This window comes from Mesorhizobium sp. 1B3 (genome assembly GCF_050958605.1).
Taxonomy (GTDB): Bacteria; Pseudomonadota; Alphaproteobacteria; order Rhizobiales; family Rhizobiaceae.
In genome coordinates this window covers 97008-114279 of the sequence record NZ_JBJHDO010000002.1, presented here as the reverse complement: position 1 = coordinate 114279, position 17272 = coordinate 97008, and the positions used below count along the sequence as shown (strand labels likewise).

17 protein-coding genes and 1 pseudogene are annotated in these 17272 nt (G+C 63.8%); 6 read left to right on the top strand and 12 right to left on the bottom strand.

The annotated features are described in order from the left end of the window. The 4 genes and pseudogenes from ACCO56_RS05595 to ACCO56_RS05580 form a co-directional block, all read right to left on the bottom strand. Window positions 1–1898 (bottom strand): annotated as a pseudogene (locus tag ACCO56_RS05595) (acetyl/propionyl/methylcrotonyl-CoA carboxylase subunit alpha). Window positions 1899–1951: 53 nt separating this feature from the next. Further along, a complete protein-coding gene (locus ACCO56_RS05590; protein WP_433638521.1) occupies window positions 1952–3121 on the bottom strand; it encodes an acyl-CoA dehydrogenase family protein in 1170 nt (389 codons plus the stop codon). Window positions 3122–3141: 20 nt separating this feature from the next. Next, window positions 3142–4752: an acyl-CoA carboxylase subunit beta gene (locus ACCO56_RS05585; protein ID WP_433638520.1), complete on the bottom strand. Its 1611-nt coding sequence runs from the start codon at window positions 4750–4752 to the stop codon at window positions 3142–3144. After that, window positions 4752–5624: an SDR family oxidoreductase gene (locus ACCO56_RS05580; protein WP_433638519.1), complete on the bottom strand. Its 873-nt coding sequence runs from the start codon at window positions 5622–5624 to the stop codon at window positions 4752–4754. Before ACCO56_RS05580 ends, ACCO56_RS05585 begins: the two co-directional genes overlap by 1 nt. A gap of 147 nt (window positions 5625–5771) precedes the next feature. On the opposite strand from ACCO56_RS05580, the gene ACCO56_RS05575 reads away from it, so the two are divergent. After that, window positions 5772–6053, top strand: coding sequence for an SCP2 sterol-binding domain-containing protein (locus ACCO56_RS05575; protein ID WP_433638518.1), 282 nt, complete (start codon window positions 5772–5774; stop codon window positions 6051–6053). Window positions 6054–6200: 147 nt separating this feature from the next. Continuing rightward, window positions 6201–6662: a hypothetical protein gene (locus ACCO56_RS05570; protein WP_433638517.1), complete on the top strand. Its 462-nt coding sequence runs from the start codon at window positions 6201–6203 to the stop codon at window positions 6660–6662. 3 nt (window positions 6663–6665) lie between these two features. On the opposite strand, the gene ACCO56_RS05565 is transcribed toward ACCO56_RS05570, so the two are convergent. From ACCO56_RS05565 to ACCO56_RS05555, 3 genes are all read right to left on the bottom strand, one after another. After that, a complete protein-coding gene (locus ACCO56_RS05565; RefSeq protein WP_433638515.1) occupies window positions 6666–7247 on the bottom strand; it encodes a GNAT family N-acetyltransferase in 582 nt (193 codons plus the stop codon). A 122-nt stretch (window positions 7248–7369) separates the two neighbouring features. Continuing rightward, the gene (odc2, locus tag ACCO56_RS05560) at window positions 7370–8503 is read right to left on the bottom strand and encodes an ornithine/lysine decarboxylase (RefSeq protein WP_433638514.1); all 1134 of its coding nucleotides are present in this window, start codon (window positions 8501–8503) and stop codon (window positions 7370–7372) included. Between the two features lie 462 nt (window positions 8504–8965). Further along, entirely contained in the window at window positions 8966–9160 is a 195-nt protein-coding gene (locus ACCO56_RS05555; protein WP_433638512.1) for a hypothetical protein, read from the bottom strand. Between the two features lie 90 nt (window positions 9161–9250). Here ACCO56_RS05555 and ACCO56_RS05550 point away from each other — a divergent pair, with 90 nt between their 5' ends. The 3 genes from ACCO56_RS05550 to ACCO56_RS05540 all read left to right on the top strand — a co-directional run bounded on the left by ACCO56_RS05550 (window position 9251) and on the right by ACCO56_RS05540 (window position 12014). Next, window positions 9251–10144 (top strand): LysR family transcriptional regulator, encoded by an 894-nt coding sequence (locus tag ACCO56_RS05550; RefSeq protein ID WP_433638511.1) that lies wholly within the window; start codon window positions 9251–9253, stop codon window positions 10142–10144. A gap of 110 nt (window positions 10145–10254) precedes the next feature. Continuing rightward, entirely contained in the window at window positions 10255–10917 is a 663-nt protein-coding gene (locus ACCO56_RS05545; protein WP_433638510.1) for a DUF1007 family protein, read from the top strand. Next, window positions 10914–12014: a nickel/cobalt transporter gene (locus ACCO56_RS05540; RefSeq protein WP_433638508.1), complete on the top strand. Its 1101-nt coding sequence runs from the start codon at window positions 10914–10916 to the stop codon at window positions 12012–12014. The genes ACCO56_RS05545 and ACCO56_RS05540 overlap by 4 nt, the downstream gene beginning before the upstream one ends. 107 nt (window positions 12015–12121) lie before the next feature. On the opposite strand, the gene denD is transcribed toward ACCO56_RS05540, so the two are convergent. From denD to ACCO56_RS05520, 4 genes are read right to left on the bottom strand one after another with little or no spacing between them, the layout of a single operon-like run. Continuing rightward, window positions 12122–13096 (bottom strand): D-erythronate dehydrogenase, encoded by a 975-nt coding sequence (gene denD / locus ACCO56_RS05535; protein WP_433639772.1) that lies wholly within the window; start codon window positions 13094–13096, stop codon window positions 12122–12124. Between the two features lies 1 nt (window position 13097). Beyond that, window positions 13098–13304: a hypothetical protein gene (locus ACCO56_RS05530; protein ID WP_433639856.1), complete on the bottom strand. Its 207-nt coding sequence runs from the start codon at window positions 13302–13304 to the stop codon at window positions 13098–13100. A 20-nt stretch (window positions 13305–13324) separates the two neighbouring features. Further along, the gene (locus ACCO56_RS05525) at window positions 13325–14248 is read right to left on the bottom strand and encodes a cation diffusion facilitator family transporter (protein WP_433638506.1); all 924 of its coding nucleotides are present in this window, start codon (window positions 14246–14248) and stop codon (window positions 13325–13327) included. A 10-nt stretch (window positions 14249–14258) separates the two neighbouring features. Further along, entirely contained in the window at window positions 14259–14951 is a 693-nt protein-coding gene (locus ACCO56_RS05520) for a GNAT family N-acetyltransferase (RefSeq protein WP_433638504.1), read from the bottom strand. A 75-nt stretch (window positions 14952–15026) separates the two neighbouring features. Here ACCO56_RS05520 and ACCO56_RS05515 point away from each other — a divergent pair, with 75 nt between their 5' ends. Next, window positions 15027–16211 (top strand): pyridoxal phosphate-dependent aminotransferase, encoded by a 1185-nt coding sequence (locus ACCO56_RS05515; protein ID WP_433638502.1) that lies wholly within the window; start codon window positions 15027–15029, stop codon window positions 16209–16211. 65 nt (window positions 16212–16276) lie between these two features. Here ACCO56_RS05515 and ACCO56_RS05510 read toward each other — a convergent pair whose 3' ends face one another. After that, entirely contained in the window at window positions 16277–17032 is a 756-nt protein-coding gene (locus tag ACCO56_RS05510; RefSeq protein ID WP_433638501.1) for an SDR family oxidoreductase, read from the bottom strand. Between the last annotated feature and the right edge of the window lie 240 nt (window positions 17033–17272).

Below are 17272 nucleotides of genomic sequence, written 5' to 3'. Positions count from 1 at the left end.
TCACAGCGCAATATCCATCAAGAGATCGCCGACCCGCGTCTGCTCACCGGCCCGAATATGGACGCCGCGCACAGTTCCCGCTCCCCTCGCAACAAGGGTGGTCTCCATCTTCATCGCCTCCACGACCACAAGAGGTTGGCCGACAACCACCGTCTCCCCGACCGTCACGGCGATGCTTCGCACGAGGCCGGCCACGGGAGAGACGATCTTGGACGGATCGGCTTCGTTGTTGCCCCCCTCGAGAGGATCGGGCTCGCTGAAGCGGAGGGTACGGCCGTCAAGGTCAATGATGACATCACCGCCATCCGCGACCATCACCGCGCGCCGGGCGAGCCCGCCGATCGTGTAGCGGACCTCGGGAAGGACCAGTTGCACATCGGCAACGGAAAGGCTGGCGCCATCCATCGCGATGGACGCAAGCTTCCCACGTTCGAACCGAAGCGTGATGTCGCGCCGCTCCCTCCCGCAGACGAGTGAGATCGGATACTCAGCCACACCAGCCGAACGGAACCAGTCACCGCCGGGCCGAAGCGCCATCGTCGCGGCAGCCAGCGCGAAATCCTCAGCGGCGGGGCCGGGCGACGACATGATTGCCGCGCCTTCGGACATCCACCGGTCGATCAGCTCGGTGGTCATGTCTCCCGCGGTGAATTCCGGGCTGCCAATGAGATCAAGAAGGAAAGTCCGATTGGTCGTCAAACCGATCAGCGGCGTACGAAGCAGCGCCTGCCGCAAGCGGGCGGTCGCCTCCCGCCGATCGCGACCATGCGCGACGACCTTGGCGAGCATCGGATCGTAGAATGGGCTGACTACGTTCCCTTCCACGATCCCGTCATCGATGCGCACGCCGTCTATTCGGGTCGCTTGTTCGGGCTTCCAATAAAGGAGCCTGCCGGCCTGGGGCCGAAATCCCTGATAGGGGTCCTCCGCATAGAGCCGCGCCTCGATGGCGTGGCCTCGAAACGCAATCTCTTCCTGCCGGACAGGCAGCGGCTCGCCGGCCGCCACCCGCAATTGCCATTCGACGAGGTCGAAGCCGGTAATCATTTCCGTCACGGGATGCTCGACCTGCAGCCGCGTGTTCATCTCCAGAAAATGATAGCGCCTGTCGGCGCCGACGATGAACTCCACTGTCCCGGCGCCGCGATAACCAATCGCGAGCGCCGCCTTGACGGCATCCGCACCCATGGCCTCCCGAAGCGCCTCGTCGACGAAGGGCGACGGCGCTTCCTCGATCACCTTCTGGTGACGGCGCTGGGCGGAGCAATCGCGCTCGCCGAGATGGATGCAGTTGCCGTGGTTGTCGGCAAAGACCTGGATCTCGACATGGCGAGCATCGACGATCAGCCGCTCGAGAAGAACAGTCGGGTCGCCAAAAGCGCTCTCCGCTTCCCGCGCCGCGCCTTCAAGCGCGGCACCAAGCTCCTCGGCGCGTCCCACCTTGCGCATGCCGCGCCCACCCCCTCCGGCCGCAGCCTTGATGAGGAGCGGGTAGCCCACCGCTTCCGCGGCCAGAACCAGCGCTTCGCGCGACTGGTCGGCCCCGGCATAGCCGGGCACGACCGGAACACCGGCCTCGTCCATAAGGGCCTTGGCGCGCCCCTTTCGCCCATGGTACGGATCGCCGCCGGCGGCGGCCCCACGAAGATCAGGCCCGCCCGAAGACACGCCTCGGCGAAGGCTCCGTTCTCCGAGAGGAAGCCGTAGCCGGGATGAACCGCGTCCGCTCCGCACAGACGCGCCGCCGCGACGATCGCCTCGCTGTCGAGATAGGACTGGCTGGGAAGGTCGCCGCCGATGCGGATCACCTCATCGGCCATGACGACATGGGGAGCGGCAGCGTCGGCGTCGCTATAAACGGCAACAGTCGTCATGCCCATTCGTCTCGCCGTCCGCATTACCCGGCAGGCGATCTCGCCACGATTGGCGACAAGGAGCTTGCTGATCGCGGTCACCCCAGGCGCTTCTTGTTGGAGGTTCCCGGCAGCGTGCCTTCGAGTTTGCAGATGATGCCGAGCATCACCTCGTCGGCGCCGCCGCCGATCGAGACCAGCCGCGTGTCGCGATAGGCGCGGCTCACCGGATTGTCCCATGTGAACCCCATGCCGCCCCAATATTGCAGGCAGGCATCGGAGACCTCGCGCACCAGCCGGCCGCACTTCAGCTTGGCCATGGACGCGAGCCGGGTCACGTCCTTGCCGGCCACATATTGTTCGACCGCGCTCCAGGTCAGTGCCCGCAGCGCCTCCACCTCGGTGCGAAGCTCCGCCAAGCGGAAATGCACGACCTGATTGTCGAGCACCGGCTTGCCGAAAGCCTTGCGCTCGCCAGTATATTCGATCGTCAGGTCGATCATCCGGTCGAGTCCCTTGAGCGAGCTTGCCGCCGCATAGAGCCGCTCTTCCTGGAACTGCATCATCTGCATGGTGAAGCCCATGCCCTCCTGCCCGATCCGGTTGGCGACGGGCACGCGCACCTCGTCGAAGAACAGCTGTGCGGTGTCGGACGAGTTCATGCCGATCTTCTTGATCTTCTGGCGGGTGACACCCTTGGCGTCGAGCGGGACGGCGATCAGCGACTTGTTCTGGTGGACTTGCCCCTCCGAGGTGTTGGCGAGAAGACAGCACCAGTCGGCCTGCATGCCGTTGGTGATCCACATCTTGGTGCCGGAGATCACATAATCTGCGCCATCCCTGCGCGCCCTGGTGTGGATCGCCGCGACGTCGGAACCGCCGCCCGGCTCCGATACCCCGAGGCAGCTCACCATGTCGCCCGCGATCGAGGGCGCAAGGAAGTTGCGCTTCACCTCGTCCGAACCGAAGCGGTTGAGCGCCGGCGTCGACATGTCCGTGTGGACGCCGATGGCCATCGGCACGCCGCCGCAATTCACCAGCCCGAGTTCCTCGGCCATAACCATGGAATAGGAGAAGTCGAGGCCGAGACCGCCATAGGCCGGGTCGTATTTGATGCCGAGAAGGCCGAGACCGCCGAGTTTCTTGAACACCTGGTGGGCGGGGAACTGCTCGGCCTCTTCCCAGGCATCGACACTGGGGTTGATCTCGGTCTCGACGAATTTGGCGACCGTGCGGCGAAGCTCCTCGTGTTCCGGCGTGAACTGCATGATCGTCCCTCCCCTTGATTCTACATCCTGGCGATGCCGAACGTGTTCGGCCTCAGTTGACGGCGTTCGCCCTCCTCGGCGATCGCCAGACACATCGACAGGATCCGGCGTGTGTCGCGCGGATCGATAATGCCGTCGTCCCACAGCCGGGCTGTGGCGAAGAGGGCATCCGACTGCGCCTCGATCCCTGCCCTGATTTGCCGCGACATCTTCTCCAGCGCGGCTTCGTCGACCGGAGCCCTTTCGCGTGCCGCCTTGCCGCGCGTCACAATCTCCATCACCCTGGCAGCCTGCTCGCCTCCCATGACGGCGGTGCGCGCCGACGGCCAGGAGAAGATGAAGCGGGGCGAGAAGCCGCGCCCGCACATGCCGTAATTGCCCGCGCCGTAGGACCCCCCGATGACGAAGGTGAATTTCGGGACGCGCGCATTGGCGACGGCCTGGATCATCTTCGATCCATGCTTGATCGCGCCGTCGCGCTCGGCCGCGGACCCTACCATGTAGCCGGTCGTGTTCTGCAGGAAGACCAGCGGCGTGCCGGCCTGGTCGCAGAGCTGGATGAATTGCGCCGCCTTCACCGATCCGTTGGGCATGATCGGGCCGTTGTTGGCGATGATGCCGACCTTGCGGCCATCGACGGCGGCGTGGCCGCAGAGCGTGTCCGGTCCGTATTCGGCCTTGAACTCCAGCCATGCCGAGCCATCCACGATGCGGGCAACGATTTCGCGCATGTCGAAAGGGGTCTTGTCGTCAGCCGGCACGACGCCCAGCAGTTCTTCCCGGTCGAAAAGCGGCGCCTCGCCGGAGACAGCCGCTTCCACACTGTCCCAGCCAAGATTGCGCATGATCTCGCGGCCGATGGCGAGCGCCTGCACATCGTCTTGCGCCACATATTCTCCGAGCCCCGTGACGCGACCATGCAGGTCGGCGCCGCCGAGATCCTCGTCCTCGGCATCCTCGCCGATCGCGGCTTTTACCAGCGGCGGTCCCGCCAGGAAGATCTTGGAGCGCTTGCGCACCAGGACGACGTAATCGGAGAGACCGGGAAGATAGGCTCCACCTGCCGTCGAAGAGCCATGAACGATGGCAAGCTGGGGAATCCCCGCCGCGGAGAGCCGCGCCTGGTTGGCAAAGGAGCGCCCGCCCTCGACGAACATTTCCGACTGATACAGCAGGTTCGCTCCGCCACTCTCGACCAGATAGACGAGCGGCAGCCTGTTTTCGAAAGCGATCTCGTGCAGCCGGAGCGCCTTCTTCAAACCGATCGGCGGGACCGTGCCGCCTTTGATGGCGCTGTCGGAGGCCGAGACGACACAGCGCTTGCCCGCGACGACACCAATGCCGGCGATGGTTCCACCACCCATGATGTTCTTGCCGCCGTCGTCGTCGTGCATCTTGTAGCCGGCAAGCGTGGAAAGCTCGATGAAAGGGGCGCCCCGATCAAGCAGTCTTTCCACCCTCTCGCGCGGCAGGATCTGACCGCGTGCGGCGAAACGTTCCTTCTTGGAAGCGGAATTGTTGCGCACGGCCTCTTCGAGCGCACGCACCCTGGCGAGCTTCTCTGCCATGGCCGCGACATTCGCACGAAAGCCTTGCGAACGCGGGTCGAGCGCGGAGCTCATGATAGCCATCAGGCATCGTCTCCCGACAGGACCTGCGGGGTGGTCGCGCGATGGAAGCCGTCGAACGGCGCGACACCCCGGCCTTTGCCGATCGGAAACAGGGCCGAGCCAAGAGGCGCGCCGCCGTCGATCGGCACGGTAATGCCGGTCACGAAGGAGGCGGCCGGCGACAGCAGGAAACAGATCACCCCCGAGACCTCGGCCTCCGATCCGATGCGCCCGATCGGCACGTGTTTCCCGAGTTGGGGAATGAGCGCACGGGTCGATCCATCATAGGTGTCCATGCCCGACGAAGCGATCCAGCCCGGAGCGACGCAATTGACTCTCACCCCGGCGGGCGCCCATTCGTAGGCGGCCGATTTCGTCAAATTCACCATCCCGGCCCGTGCCGCACCCGAGTGTGCCATGCCCGGCATGCCGCGCCACATGTCGGCGGCCATGTTGACGATCGCACCTCCATGCATCTGCATGGATTGCAGATACGTCTCGCGCATCATGAGGAAACCACCGGTCAGGTTATTCGCGACGACGGCTTCGAAACCCTTCTTCGAAATGGCGGCGAGCGGCGCCGGAAACTGGCCCCCCGCATTGTTGATGAGGCCGTGGATGCGGCCGTGCCGACCGACGATCGCAGCGATTGCCGTCTTCACCGCGCCCTCGTCGCGTATGTCGAAGGCATAGGCTTCGGCCTTGCCGCCATCCTCCGCGATTTCCGCAAGGACGCGGTCGAGTTTCTCTTGCCTGCGGCCGATGATGACGACCTGAGCGCCGAGGCTGGCGAGTTCGTGAGCGACGCAACGCCCGATGCCGCTGCCGCCGCCCGTGACGACATGTATCTCGCCCGCAAAGCAGCCGTCGCGCAGAATACTCCCGTAACCCATGACTGGCATTCTCCTCCGGACGGGAAGCTAAGTCACGTTGACGTAAACGTCAATCCGCCGCTATATGCGAGGCTCGTCCGCGGGGGTGGATTTGTTGTAAAGTCTCCGCCGCGCAGATCGACCGGAAACAGCAACAAAGGATAAATCATGGCCATCCAGGACATCGCCGCTAAGCTCAAGGACCGTGTCGCCAGCGCCGGCTTCGACCGCTCGGTCAAGTTTGACACCGGTTCGGATGGCGTCATCGTCATCGACGGCTCGAGCATCTCGACGTCGGACGCACCGGCCGACTGCACCATCAAGCTTTCGCTGGACGACCTCGAATCGCTTATTGCCGGCGACCTCAATCCGACCACGGCTTTCATGACGGGCAAGCTGAAGATCGAAGGTGACATGAGCGTCGCCATGGCGCTCAGCCAATTGCTCTGACCACTGTCAACCCTGGACATGTTTGGAAAGCCCGGCCAGTCCGGGCTTTTCTGTTTGAACCATTTCCGGCTTAAACTGTTTCCCAGTGGCAGCGCCGCCAGTGCGACCGCAGCTTATTTCGATGGTGCGGATGAGGGAGGACGATTGATGAAGACGAGAATTGTTGCCGCGTCGGCAGTCCTCGCCGCGGCGTTTTTCCTCTCGGGTTGCGTCGAGGGCTATTACGGCGAAGTCGGTTTGGGCGGACCGGTGGTCTATGGCGATCGTTATCCCGACCCCTACTACGGCGGATATTATCCTCGCTACGATCGGTATGATCGGTATGATCGTTCTTACTATCGGCGGTACGACCGGCGATACGAGCGGCGATACGAGCGTCCGAGGCGCCCCGACTATGCCGCGCGGCCCGATTATCCGAGGCCATCCCGGCCCGACTACGCTGGCCCGCGTCCCGACCCGGTCGTGGTCCAGCCTCAGCCCCAACCCGAGCCGCCACGCGTGCAATCCCGTACCTTGCCGCGCGGCCGGCTCAATTGCGGCGGGGCGGTAGACGCTGCCGGACTGTGCGACCCCCGAGGCAGGGGCGGAGGCTGGGGCAAGATGAATTGAGGATCAGGCGGCGAGTTGCATGCCGCCGCTTTTCACACGACGGCCGTTAGCCTTGAGCGTGCCGCGAGCGCCGTCGAGCGCGTCCAGCTCCAATTCCAGTGCCAGGAAACGGGCCCTCTCATAGGGGCCGGGCATGGCGAGGCCGGTGGTCTTGTCCGCCGAGAAACCGAAGCGCGCATAGTAGGGCGCATCGCCCACCAGCAGGATCGCGCGGTGGCCGAGCCGAGCGGCTTCTTCGATGGCGTGGCGCATCAAGGCTGCACCGATGCCGCCGCCGGCATGAGCCGGGTCGACTGCCAGCGGACCGAGAAGGAGTGCCGAGCCTTCCTTCTCGCCCTGCGCAAACGACACATCCCACAGGCGCACGGTCCCGATCACGCCGCCGGAAGTGCTACGGGCAATGAAGGCAAGTCCTTCCGAGGGCTTCCGGCCGCGGCGCAGCTTTTCCGACGATTTGCGCTTGCGGCCGGGGCCCATGGCGCGGTCGAGCAACGTCTCGCGCTGAGCGACGTCAGCGGGCGTTTCGGCGGCGATGATGAAACTGGCGGCGTTGCCAGCGGGAGTTTTAACGGCAGTGATTTCCATATCCGCGACCCTTCACCTGCGGAATTGTTTCCACGAGCGAACCGGTGCGCGCAGTCCTGCGCGCAGCCGGGTGATCTGAACGGCCCAGGTATCGGCCCTGGGGGCCGATACCGGAAGAGCCGTCAGATCACGTAGGATCGGAGAGGCTCGAAGCCGTTGAAGGCGACCGAGGAATAGGTCGTCGTGTAGGCGCCCGTCCCCTCGATCAGCACCTCATCGCCGATGGTGAGCGACAGAGGCAGCGGGTAAGGCGTCTTCTCGTACATCACATCCGCCGAATCGCAGGTCGGACCGGCGAGCACGCAAGGCGCCACGGCGTCGCCATCCCGAGGCGTAACGATCGGATAGCGGATCGCCTCGTCCATGGTCTCGGCGAGCCCGCCGAACTTGCCGATGTCGAGGAATACCCAGCGCAGATTGTCGTTGTCCGCCTTCTTGGAGATCAGGACGACTTCCGACTTGATCACGCCGGCATTGCCGACCATGCCGCGGCCCGGCTCGATGATGGTCTCCGGGATCGCGTTGCCGAAATGCTTGCGGAGTGCGCTGAAGATCGCCTGGCCATAAGCCTGCGCCGCCGGCACGTCCTTCAGGTAGCGGGTCGGGAAGCCACCGCCCATGTTGACCATCCTGAGCGTGATGCCTTCCGCGCCGAGCGCCTGGAAGACCTGCTTGGCGTCGCCCAGCGCGCGATCCCAGGCCGAGAGATCGGTCTGCTGGGAACCCACGTGGAAGGACACGCCATAGGCGTCGAGACCGAGCGAAGCCGCGTGACGCAGTACGTCGACCGCCATGGCCGGCACGCAGCCGAATTTGCGCGACAGCGGCCATTCGGCGCCCGCGCCGTCGGTCAGCACGCGGCAGAACACGCGCGAACCCGGCGCGGCGCGCGCGATCTTCTCGACCTCTTCGGCGCTGTCGACGGCGAAAAGGCGGATGCCGAGCTGGTAGGCACGCGCGATATCGCGTTCCTTCTTGATGGTGTTGCCGAAGGAGATCCGATCGGCGAGAGCGCCTGCATCCATCGCCATCTCGATCTCGGCGACAGAGGCCGTGTCGAAGCAGGAGCCCATTGCCGCCAGCAGCCGCAGGATTTCCGGCGCCGGGTTCGCCTTCACCGCATAGTAGATCGCGGAATCAGGCAAGGCCTTCTCGAAGGCGCAATAATTGTCGCGCACGACGTCGAGATCGACGACGAGGCAAGGCCCGTTCGGGCGTCGGGTGGCGAGGAAATCGAGGATACGCTGCGTGGCCATCGGTCTCTCCAAGTCCCCTTTACAGGGCGCACAAAAGGGTTGCGGAACGCGGGCGGCAGCCTGCGAACACGCTGGTGGACAAAGGGCGCGATCGCATGCCCATGGCGCCAGCCGGTGGAGACCCCGGAACCATGAACGCGTGACCACGCGACGATGAGCAGAGCCATACGGCTATACTCGCTTTGTCTGCCTTGGCTTGGATTGGGAGGCCCGTTCCGCACTGCCGGCAATGAAGGTGTGCCTCTTCAGTAACCCCGGTTTATGGACAACCGGCAGACACCAGAAAGGCCCGCACCGTCGTTGCTTCAAGGCGTCCTCGGCTATGCGGTTGGCCGCTTAACCGACCGGGCTCGTTAACTCCCGGGTACCGTCCCGATTGCCTCGCCATTCGAGGGTCGGGGGACGCCCACAGGCACGTGCGACTTTGGGCAAGGCGCGATATAGGTGGGATGCCTTTCACAATCAATCAAAAATCGCGCAGCCGCTTGAAAAATCTCCGGTGGTGAACAACCCTGCCTCCGGCGTATAGAGGTCTTGAACAATGGTGAAAGCAGCCGAGCCGCTGAACGCTTGTGCGAAGAAAGAGCAAGCATTTGTTTTCGCTAGGCAATTCTGCCATTCGGCCGCCGGGCTGCTTCTGAATGGCAAGGTGCTCACCGATCCGTTCCCGGGGAAACCGAGCAAGTCCCAAGTCATCGCGAATCACCTCGGCGCCCGGCACCGCACAGCAGAACAAGGATTCCTGGCATGGACACGCTGACCCGCATGCGCGCCTTCATCGACGTGGTCGAAGCCGAGGGCTTCTCAGCGGCGGCGCGCAAGATTGGCCGCTCCAAGGCGCTGCTATCCAAATATGTGCGCGAATTGGAGGACGAGCTGGGCGCCCTGCTGCTCAACCGGACGACGCGCCAGTTCTCGCTCACAGAAGCGGGCCACACCTACTACAAACGTGCCTCGGAGATCATCCGCGAGATCGACAGCCTGGCCGATTCCGTGCGCGAATCCTCAGGCGACGTGCGCGGGCGCATCAAGCTTTCCGCCCCGCGGACCTTCGCCGATGCGCCGATCGGGCAGTCGCTGATCGATTTCGCGAGAGAGCACTCCGATATCGTGCTGGAGATCCACCTCGACGACCGTTTCGTCGATCTCGTGGAAGAGGGATTCGATCTCGCGATCCGAATTTCTCGGCTGGAAAGCTCTTCGCTCATCGCGCGCCGGCTCGCTCCGTTTTCCGTGCGCGTTTGCGCCTCCCCCGAGCTCATCGAAAAGCATGGCCGGCCCGAGCGGCCGCAGGATCTCGCCGCTCTGCCCTGCATCATCGACACCAATGGCCGGTGGCTGTCCAACTGGCCGTTCCAGAACGAAAACGGAGAGACGATCAGCGTCTCCGTCTCCGGCCCGCTCGAGGTGAACAGCCCGCTCGCCACGAGGGCCGCCGCGCTTGCCGGCCTCGGCTTCGCCATCCTCCCCGACTTCATCGCCGCGCCGGAAATCGAGAGCGGCCGGCTCGTCTCCGTCCTCGACGATCGCGCCTTGTCCGGCGGCGGTATCTTCGCGGTCTATCCGCACCGCCGGTATCTGCCAGCGAAGGTCCGGGTTTTCGTCGACTATCTCGTTCAATGGTTCAAGTCGCGTGGATAAAGCGATTCAGCAAAAGTGCGTAGCGGTTTTGCCTCCGGAATTTTTTCGTCCCAATTCCGCCGGGTTTGTGATGTGTCTCGGCTGTTCCATCCTCCGGGGACAATGACGGAATGCGACTGACAGGACGAAGGGCGATCCCGGCCGCCACACTCGTTGCGTTTTTCCTCTCGACAGCGCCCGCCAGCGTGCACCCGCACGTATTCGCCGAAGCACGGCTCGACGTCGTCCTCGATCAGGACGGAACGACCGTGAAATCGCTGCGTCACCTCTGGCGTTTCGACGACGTGTTCTCAAGCACGGTCATCATGGAGTTCGACAGGAATGGCGACCTGAAGCTCGACGACGCGGAGCTCCAGGAAGTATCCGACACGATTTTCAAGTCGCTTGCCGAGTTCGGCTATTTCCAGATCGTGACTGCCGACGGCAAGGACGTCGCGATGAAGCCGCCGGCGCAGCTCATGGCGAATTACGAAAACGATCAGCTCATCGTTCTTTTCGAATCCGAGCCGAAGGATCCGCTCAAGCTTTCCGGCAAGGTCAATTTCGGCGTCTATGATCCGACCTTCTACACCGCGATCGACTTTGTCGAGGACGACTACATGCAGGTCGCGAATCTTCCGGCAAGCTGCAGCCGGACGGTCATAAGGCCCGATCCGGACGAAGCGATCGCCCAGAACCAGGCGACGCTCACCGAGCAGTTCTTCAACGACCCGGCCGGAACGGACCTGTCCAAGATCTTCGCCACGAAACTGGAACTGGTCTGCAAGGGATGATGCCCGTGAAGAAGACGACCACCCGCGTGATCTTCGGCTTGCTTGCCATGGCCTACGTGCTCACGCATTTTCTCGGGCACGCGCATGCGCAGAGCTCGCTCGGCATCGGCACCAACGAAGCCACCCTTCCCTCCACCGGCCTGTTCGCCGGCTGGCTGAACTGGATCAACGTCCAGCAGCAGGCCTTCTATCGCGCACTGACCGGCGCGCTGAAGGCGATGCGCCAAGACGGCAGCCAATTGTGGATCCTGGTCGGCCTGTCCTTCGTCTACGGGGTCTTCCACGCCGCCGGTCCCGGGCACGGCAAGGCGGTGATTTCGTCCTATATGCTGGCCAACGAGGTTGCGCTGAGACGCGGCGTCATGCTGTCCTTCGTCTCGGCCTTCCTGCAGGCAGCGACCGCCATCCTGCTCATGACCCTGCTTTTCCTGGTGCTGCGCGGCACGTCCGTTTCCATGACCAACGCCACATGGTTCCTGGAGATAGCGAGCTACGCGCTGATCACCGCCTTCGGCGCCTGGCTCCTTTGGCGCAAGGCCGGGCCGCTGCTGACTGCCCGCTTCGTCGGCGCGCCCCTGCGAAGCCTGTCGGCGTCGCATGCTCACGTCCACGACCATGGTTGCGGACACGATCATCATCACGACGACGACCACCACCATCATCACAACCAAGGACATGACCATGCCCACCATCATGGCCATGCCCATGCGGCCGGTGATGTCTGCGCCACCTGCGGCCATTCCCATGCGCCGGATCCATCAACGCTGGGAGGCGACGGCTTCAGTTGGAAAACGACCTGGTCGGCCGTGGCCGCTGTCGGGGTGAGGCCCTGTTCGGGCGCGCTGATCGTACTGACCTTCGCCTTCCTCAACGGGCTCTGGGCGGGCGGCGTGCTGTCGGTGTTAGCCATGGCGCTCGGCACCGCGCTCACCGTCGCGATGCTGGCCACCCTCGCCGTCACGGCGAAAAACGTCGCAGTGAACCTCGCCGGCGACGGGCGCATGGGCAACAGGGTCCACGCCATCATCGAGATCGGCGGCGCCGCACTGGTCATGCTGCTCGGGCTGACGCTGCTGGCCGCAAGCCTTTCGGTTTAGAAGCATTTCGCAGCCGACCGGATTCGGTCAGCGTCGCGAGAATGCGCAAAAACAAAGACCTAAAGCGTGTCACCCGAATCCGATTGCCAGCGACACGCTTTAGGCTCTCAACCCACCTTCCCACCCAACTCGTCGTCGATATGGGCGCGAACGATCTCGTCGAAACTGGTTTCCGCGACGAAGCCGAGTTCGCGTGCGCGATTCGCCGCGAAGCGCGTCGGCCAGTTCTGCACGATCGCCCAGATGGTCGGATCGGGCTCCTCACGGATAAGGCCGGCGACCGCGTCTCCGGCAATGCGGTGAAGCGCTTCGATCTGCTCGCCGACGCTCACTCCCACGCCTGGCATGGTAAGGTTCCGGCGAGGGCCGATCCTGTCGCCGTCGATCTCGGCGGCATGGATCAGGAAATTCACCGCCGAGCGTGGGCTCGCATGTGTATGGACGACGGAGCGCGGCACGGGCAAGACGGCCGGCAGGCCGTTGAGCGGTTCGCGGATGATGCCCGAGAAGAAACCGGACGCGGCCTTGTTCGGCTTGCCCGGACGCACGCAGATGGTCGGCAGGCGAATGCCGACCCCGTCGAAGAAACCCCGTCGCGTGTAATCGGCGAGCAGTGCCTCGCCGATCAGCTTCTGCGTTCCGTAGGATGTGAGCGGGGTCGGGTGGAACTCATCAGGAATGACGTCCGGGAAGGGTGCGCCGAACACGGCGATCGACGAGGTGAAAACCACGCGTGGCGCGTGACCGGCCTCCCTCAGCGCATCGAACAGCGCGCGTGTGCCGTCGAGATTGACGCGGTAGCCCAGATCGAAATTGGCTTCCGCCTCGCCCGACACGACGCCTGCGAGATGGAACACCACGTCCGGCCGCGAAGCGACGAGTGCCGCAGCCGCGCCGGGCGCGGCAAGGTCGCCCGTGTGGGCCGTCACCGCGACATTCGGCATCTCCGGCGCTTCCGGCGGCACGATGTCGTGCAGGTCGAGCGCGAGAACGGGCTTTCCCGCGAGAACGCGGTCGCGCGCCAGGCGCTCGGTGAGCTTGCGGCCGACCATGCCGGCCGCTCCCGTGATCAGGATACGTATGTCAACCTCCCCTACGCTTCTGGGCGCGTCCTCTCAGCCAGAAGACGAGAAAGAACGCGGCGACGAACAGCACGGCCACCGCTCCGGCGGCCACCGTCGAGACGTTTCCAAGCGCCAGCATGATGGTGGGCAGATAGAAGGCAAGCAACCCGAATCCGACCATGATCACTGCTGCCGCGATTGCCGAGTTGCGATTGCTGGTCTGCACGGCTCTTCCTTCCGCCTTCCTCAATGCCGATGGTCACCATCGGCGCACACGCCATATTCCGGCTCCACCGTGGCATGGTCTATGCCGTGCTTGGATGCAAGCTCCTTCTTGATCGCCCGGATGGTGGCGTCCGCCTGCGTACCGTCCTCCAGACAGGCATGAAGCGTCGCCATGTTGCGCGAGCCGTCGAGCGACCAGACATGCATATGATGGATCTCGCGCACGCCGGCCACGGCGCGCTGCAGGTCTCCCGCGATCCGGTCGCGATCGAGCTCGGGCGGCACCCCTTCGAGCAGCACATGGGCGGCGGCCCGCATCAGCGACCAGGCGGTCGAAAGAATGAGCACTGCGACCAGCACGGAAAGGATCGGGTCGATCGGCGTCCAGCCTGTCGCGAGGATGACGAGCGAGGCGACGATGGCTGCCAGCGAACCCAGGAGATCGCCCAGGACGTGGAGCACGGCGCCACGCATGTTGAGGCTGCCCCGGTCGCCGCCCCGCAGGATGAGGAAACCGGCGATGTTCACCACGAGCCCGAGCACGGCGACGGCCAGCATCGGGCCGGCAAGCACTTCGGGCGGCGACATGAGCCGGCGCGCGGCTTCATAGACGATCCATAGGGCGATTGCGAAGATGGTGATGCCATTTGTATAGGCAACCAGTGTCTTCACCCGGCCGAAGCCGTAGGTGAGTCGCCCCGTCGCCGGACGCTCCGCCAGATGGAAAGCATACCAGGCGAGCCACAGCGCGATCGAATCCGTCAGCATGTGGCCGGCATCGGCAACCAGCGCCAGCGAGCCGGTAATCAACCCTCCGGCAGCCTCCGCGATCATGAAGCCGCCGGTCAGACAGGCGACGAGCAGCACCCTCTTCTTGTCCGACGTTCCATGGACATGGCCGGCATGGCTGCCGTGGCCGGCCAGCCCTCCGTGATCATGCGCCATGGGCGTTCTCCTATCGGCCGATGTCGGCCCTGATCTCTTCCAGCCGCCGCTTCTGCCTGCCCTCGGCATCGAAATTGGCGGGGTCGAGCCATTCCTGATAAGCCCGGCGAAGCGACGGCCATTCCTTGTCGATGACGGAATACCACGCCGTGTCGCGATTCTCACCCTTGACCACGACATGTTGGCGGAAGACGCCCTCGAAGCTGAAGCCGAAACGCTGGGCAGCACGCTTGGACGGCTCGTTCAGATTGTTGCATTTCCATTCGTAGCGACGGTAGCCGAGCCCATCGAAGACATATTGCATGAAGAGGAACTGCGCCTCGGTCGCCGCCGGTTTGCGCGCAATGAGCGGCCCCCAATAGATGTTGCCGATCTCGATCACGCCGTAGGCAGGATCGATGCGCATCAACGTCTGGCGCCCGGCGATCCGGCCGCTCGCCTTGTCGACGACCGCGAAGAACAGCGGGTCTTCGCTTGCCTCGGCTTTTTCCAGCCACGGCTGGAACGCAGCCCGGCTTTCCGGCGGATAGTCGAACAACCAGCGGAATCTCTGCGCCGCATCCGGCACAGAGGACGCCTCGTAGAGACCGTCGCCATGGCGAGGGACCTGGAAGGGCTCCAGGCGAACATAACGCCCCTCGAGCAGCTTGCGCTCGGGCCTCGGCCGCGGGTGCCAGTTATTCAGATCGTCGGACAAGCGCATCCCCTTGCGTTGACTTTTGGTCGAAGAGGCTCACAAAAACATGGACCGCGCAACAGAACCAGATGGATCCCCGTAATGCTCCAAACCATCGCCGCCTTCGACCGCCTCGGCGAAGAGAATGCCTTCGCGGTTCTGGCGCGCGCCACGGCGCTCGCCACCGAGGGCAAGGACGTCATCAATCTCGGCATCGGCCAGCCCGACTTCAAGACGCCGCAACACATCGTCGAGGCGGCGATCAAGGCCTTGCGCGACGGTCATCACGGCTACACACCGGCAACCGGGCTTCTGGCGACACGCGAGGCGGTCGTGCGCCGCACACTTGCGACGACCGGAGTGGAGGTGTCGCCGGAGAGCGTGATGATCCTGCCGGGCGGCAAGCCGACCATGTATGCGGCAATCCTCATGTTCGGCGAGCCCGGGACGGAGATCCTCTACCCAGATCCCGGCTTTCCGATCTACCGCTCGATGATCGAGTTCACGGGCGCCACCCCCGTTCCCGTACCGATTCGGGAAGAAAACGGCTTCGCCTTCTCGGCCGAGGAAACGCTGCGGCTGATCACGCCGAAAACGCGTCTGCTGATCCTGAACTCGCCCGCCAATCCGACCGGCGGCGTCACGCCGCGGTCCGAGATCGAGAAGCTGGTGAAGGGTCTCGAAGCCCATCCGCACGTCGCCATCCTGTCGGACGAGATCTACGACGTCATGACCTATAACGGAGAGACGCATACTTCGCTCCTCCAGTTCCCCGAGATTCGCGAACGGTTGATCGTGCTCAACGGCTGGTCGAAGACCTGGGCCATGACCGGCTGGCGCATGGGCTGGTCGATCTGGCCGAATTCGAGGGAAAGCAGTCAGCTCTACGACAAGGTCCGCAAGCTTGCGGTCAATTGCTGGTCCTGCGTCAATGCGCCGAGCCAGTTCGCCGGCATCGCGGCAATCGACGGTCCCCAGGACGACGTGGAGAAGATGATGCGGGCCTTCGACCGGCGCCGCAGAATCGTCGTGGAGGGGCTGAACAGCCTGCCCGGCGTCTCATGCATCACGCCCAAAGGCGCGTTCTATGCCTTTCCCAACATTGCCGGCACCGGATGGAAAGCCAAGAAGCTAGCTTCGGCGTTGCTCGAGGAGACAGGCGTGGCGCTGATCGGCGGCCCCGACTTCGGCGTGCTGGGGGAAGGCTATATCCGCCTCTCCTACGCCAATTCGGAAGAGAACATCCTTCGCGCCATCGAGCGCATAGAGAGGTTCCTGGCGAAGTAAGAATTGACCACTCAGGCAAGTCCACGCGCGGCCTATGAAAGGATTGAGCGGTTATCGCACAGGCTTTACCCTCTCCCCACATAGGGCATCTTGGTCGCCATGACGGTCATGAACAGCACGTTGGCGTCGAGCGGCAGGCTGGCCATGTGAAGGACCGCGTCGGCCACCCTTTGGACATCCATCACCGCTTCCGGTGCAATGCTGCCATTGGCCTGCGGCACGCCGACCGTCATGGCCGATGCCATGTCGGTCAAGGCATTGCCGATATCGATCTGGCCGCAGGCGATGTCGAAGGGCCGGCCGTCAAGGGCCAGCGTCTTGGTGAGGCCCGTAATGGCATGTTTGGTCATCGTATAGGGCACCGAACCCGGCCGCGGCGCATAGGCTGAAACGGAGCCGTTGTTGATGATACGGCCGCCCATCGGGGCCTGGTTGCGCATCGCGCGGAACGCGGCGCGGGCGCAGAGGAACGATCCGGTCATGTTGACGCCGACGACATCGTTCCAGACATCGACCGGTATTTCGTCGATCGGAGTCGATTTGTAACCCATTCCCGCATTGTTGAAGAGCAGGTCGACCCGCCCGAATGCCTTGTCGACCGTCTCGAACAGTTCGTCCACCTGGCTCTCGCTGGATACATCGCAGGCGACCGCGAGCGCCTTGCCTTCGCTGGAACCGGCGTCGGCGATCGCCTTTTCGAGAACGCCGAGCCGGCGGCCGCAAAACACCGTGTTCCAGCCCTGCCCTAAAAGCGCGGTGGCGACCGCCTTGCCCACACCGGTGCCGGCGCCCGTGACGATTGCCGTCCTTTCATTGGTCATGGTCTTTCCTCCGTCCGAGACATGACGCATCGCAAATGGGAACGCCCATGACAAGACGATTGGCGGTCATGCTCAAAAAAGGGCGGCCATTGAGGCCGCCCGTCATTCGAACCGTGCTCGGGAGGAGGAAAGCCGGTTCGAAGTAACCCAAAGGATAGATCCTATCGGTTAACAAATGGTTAACGACAAGTTGTTTCAGAAAATTATCTATCGGTATTTCCTTCGATGCGTTTGCCGTCA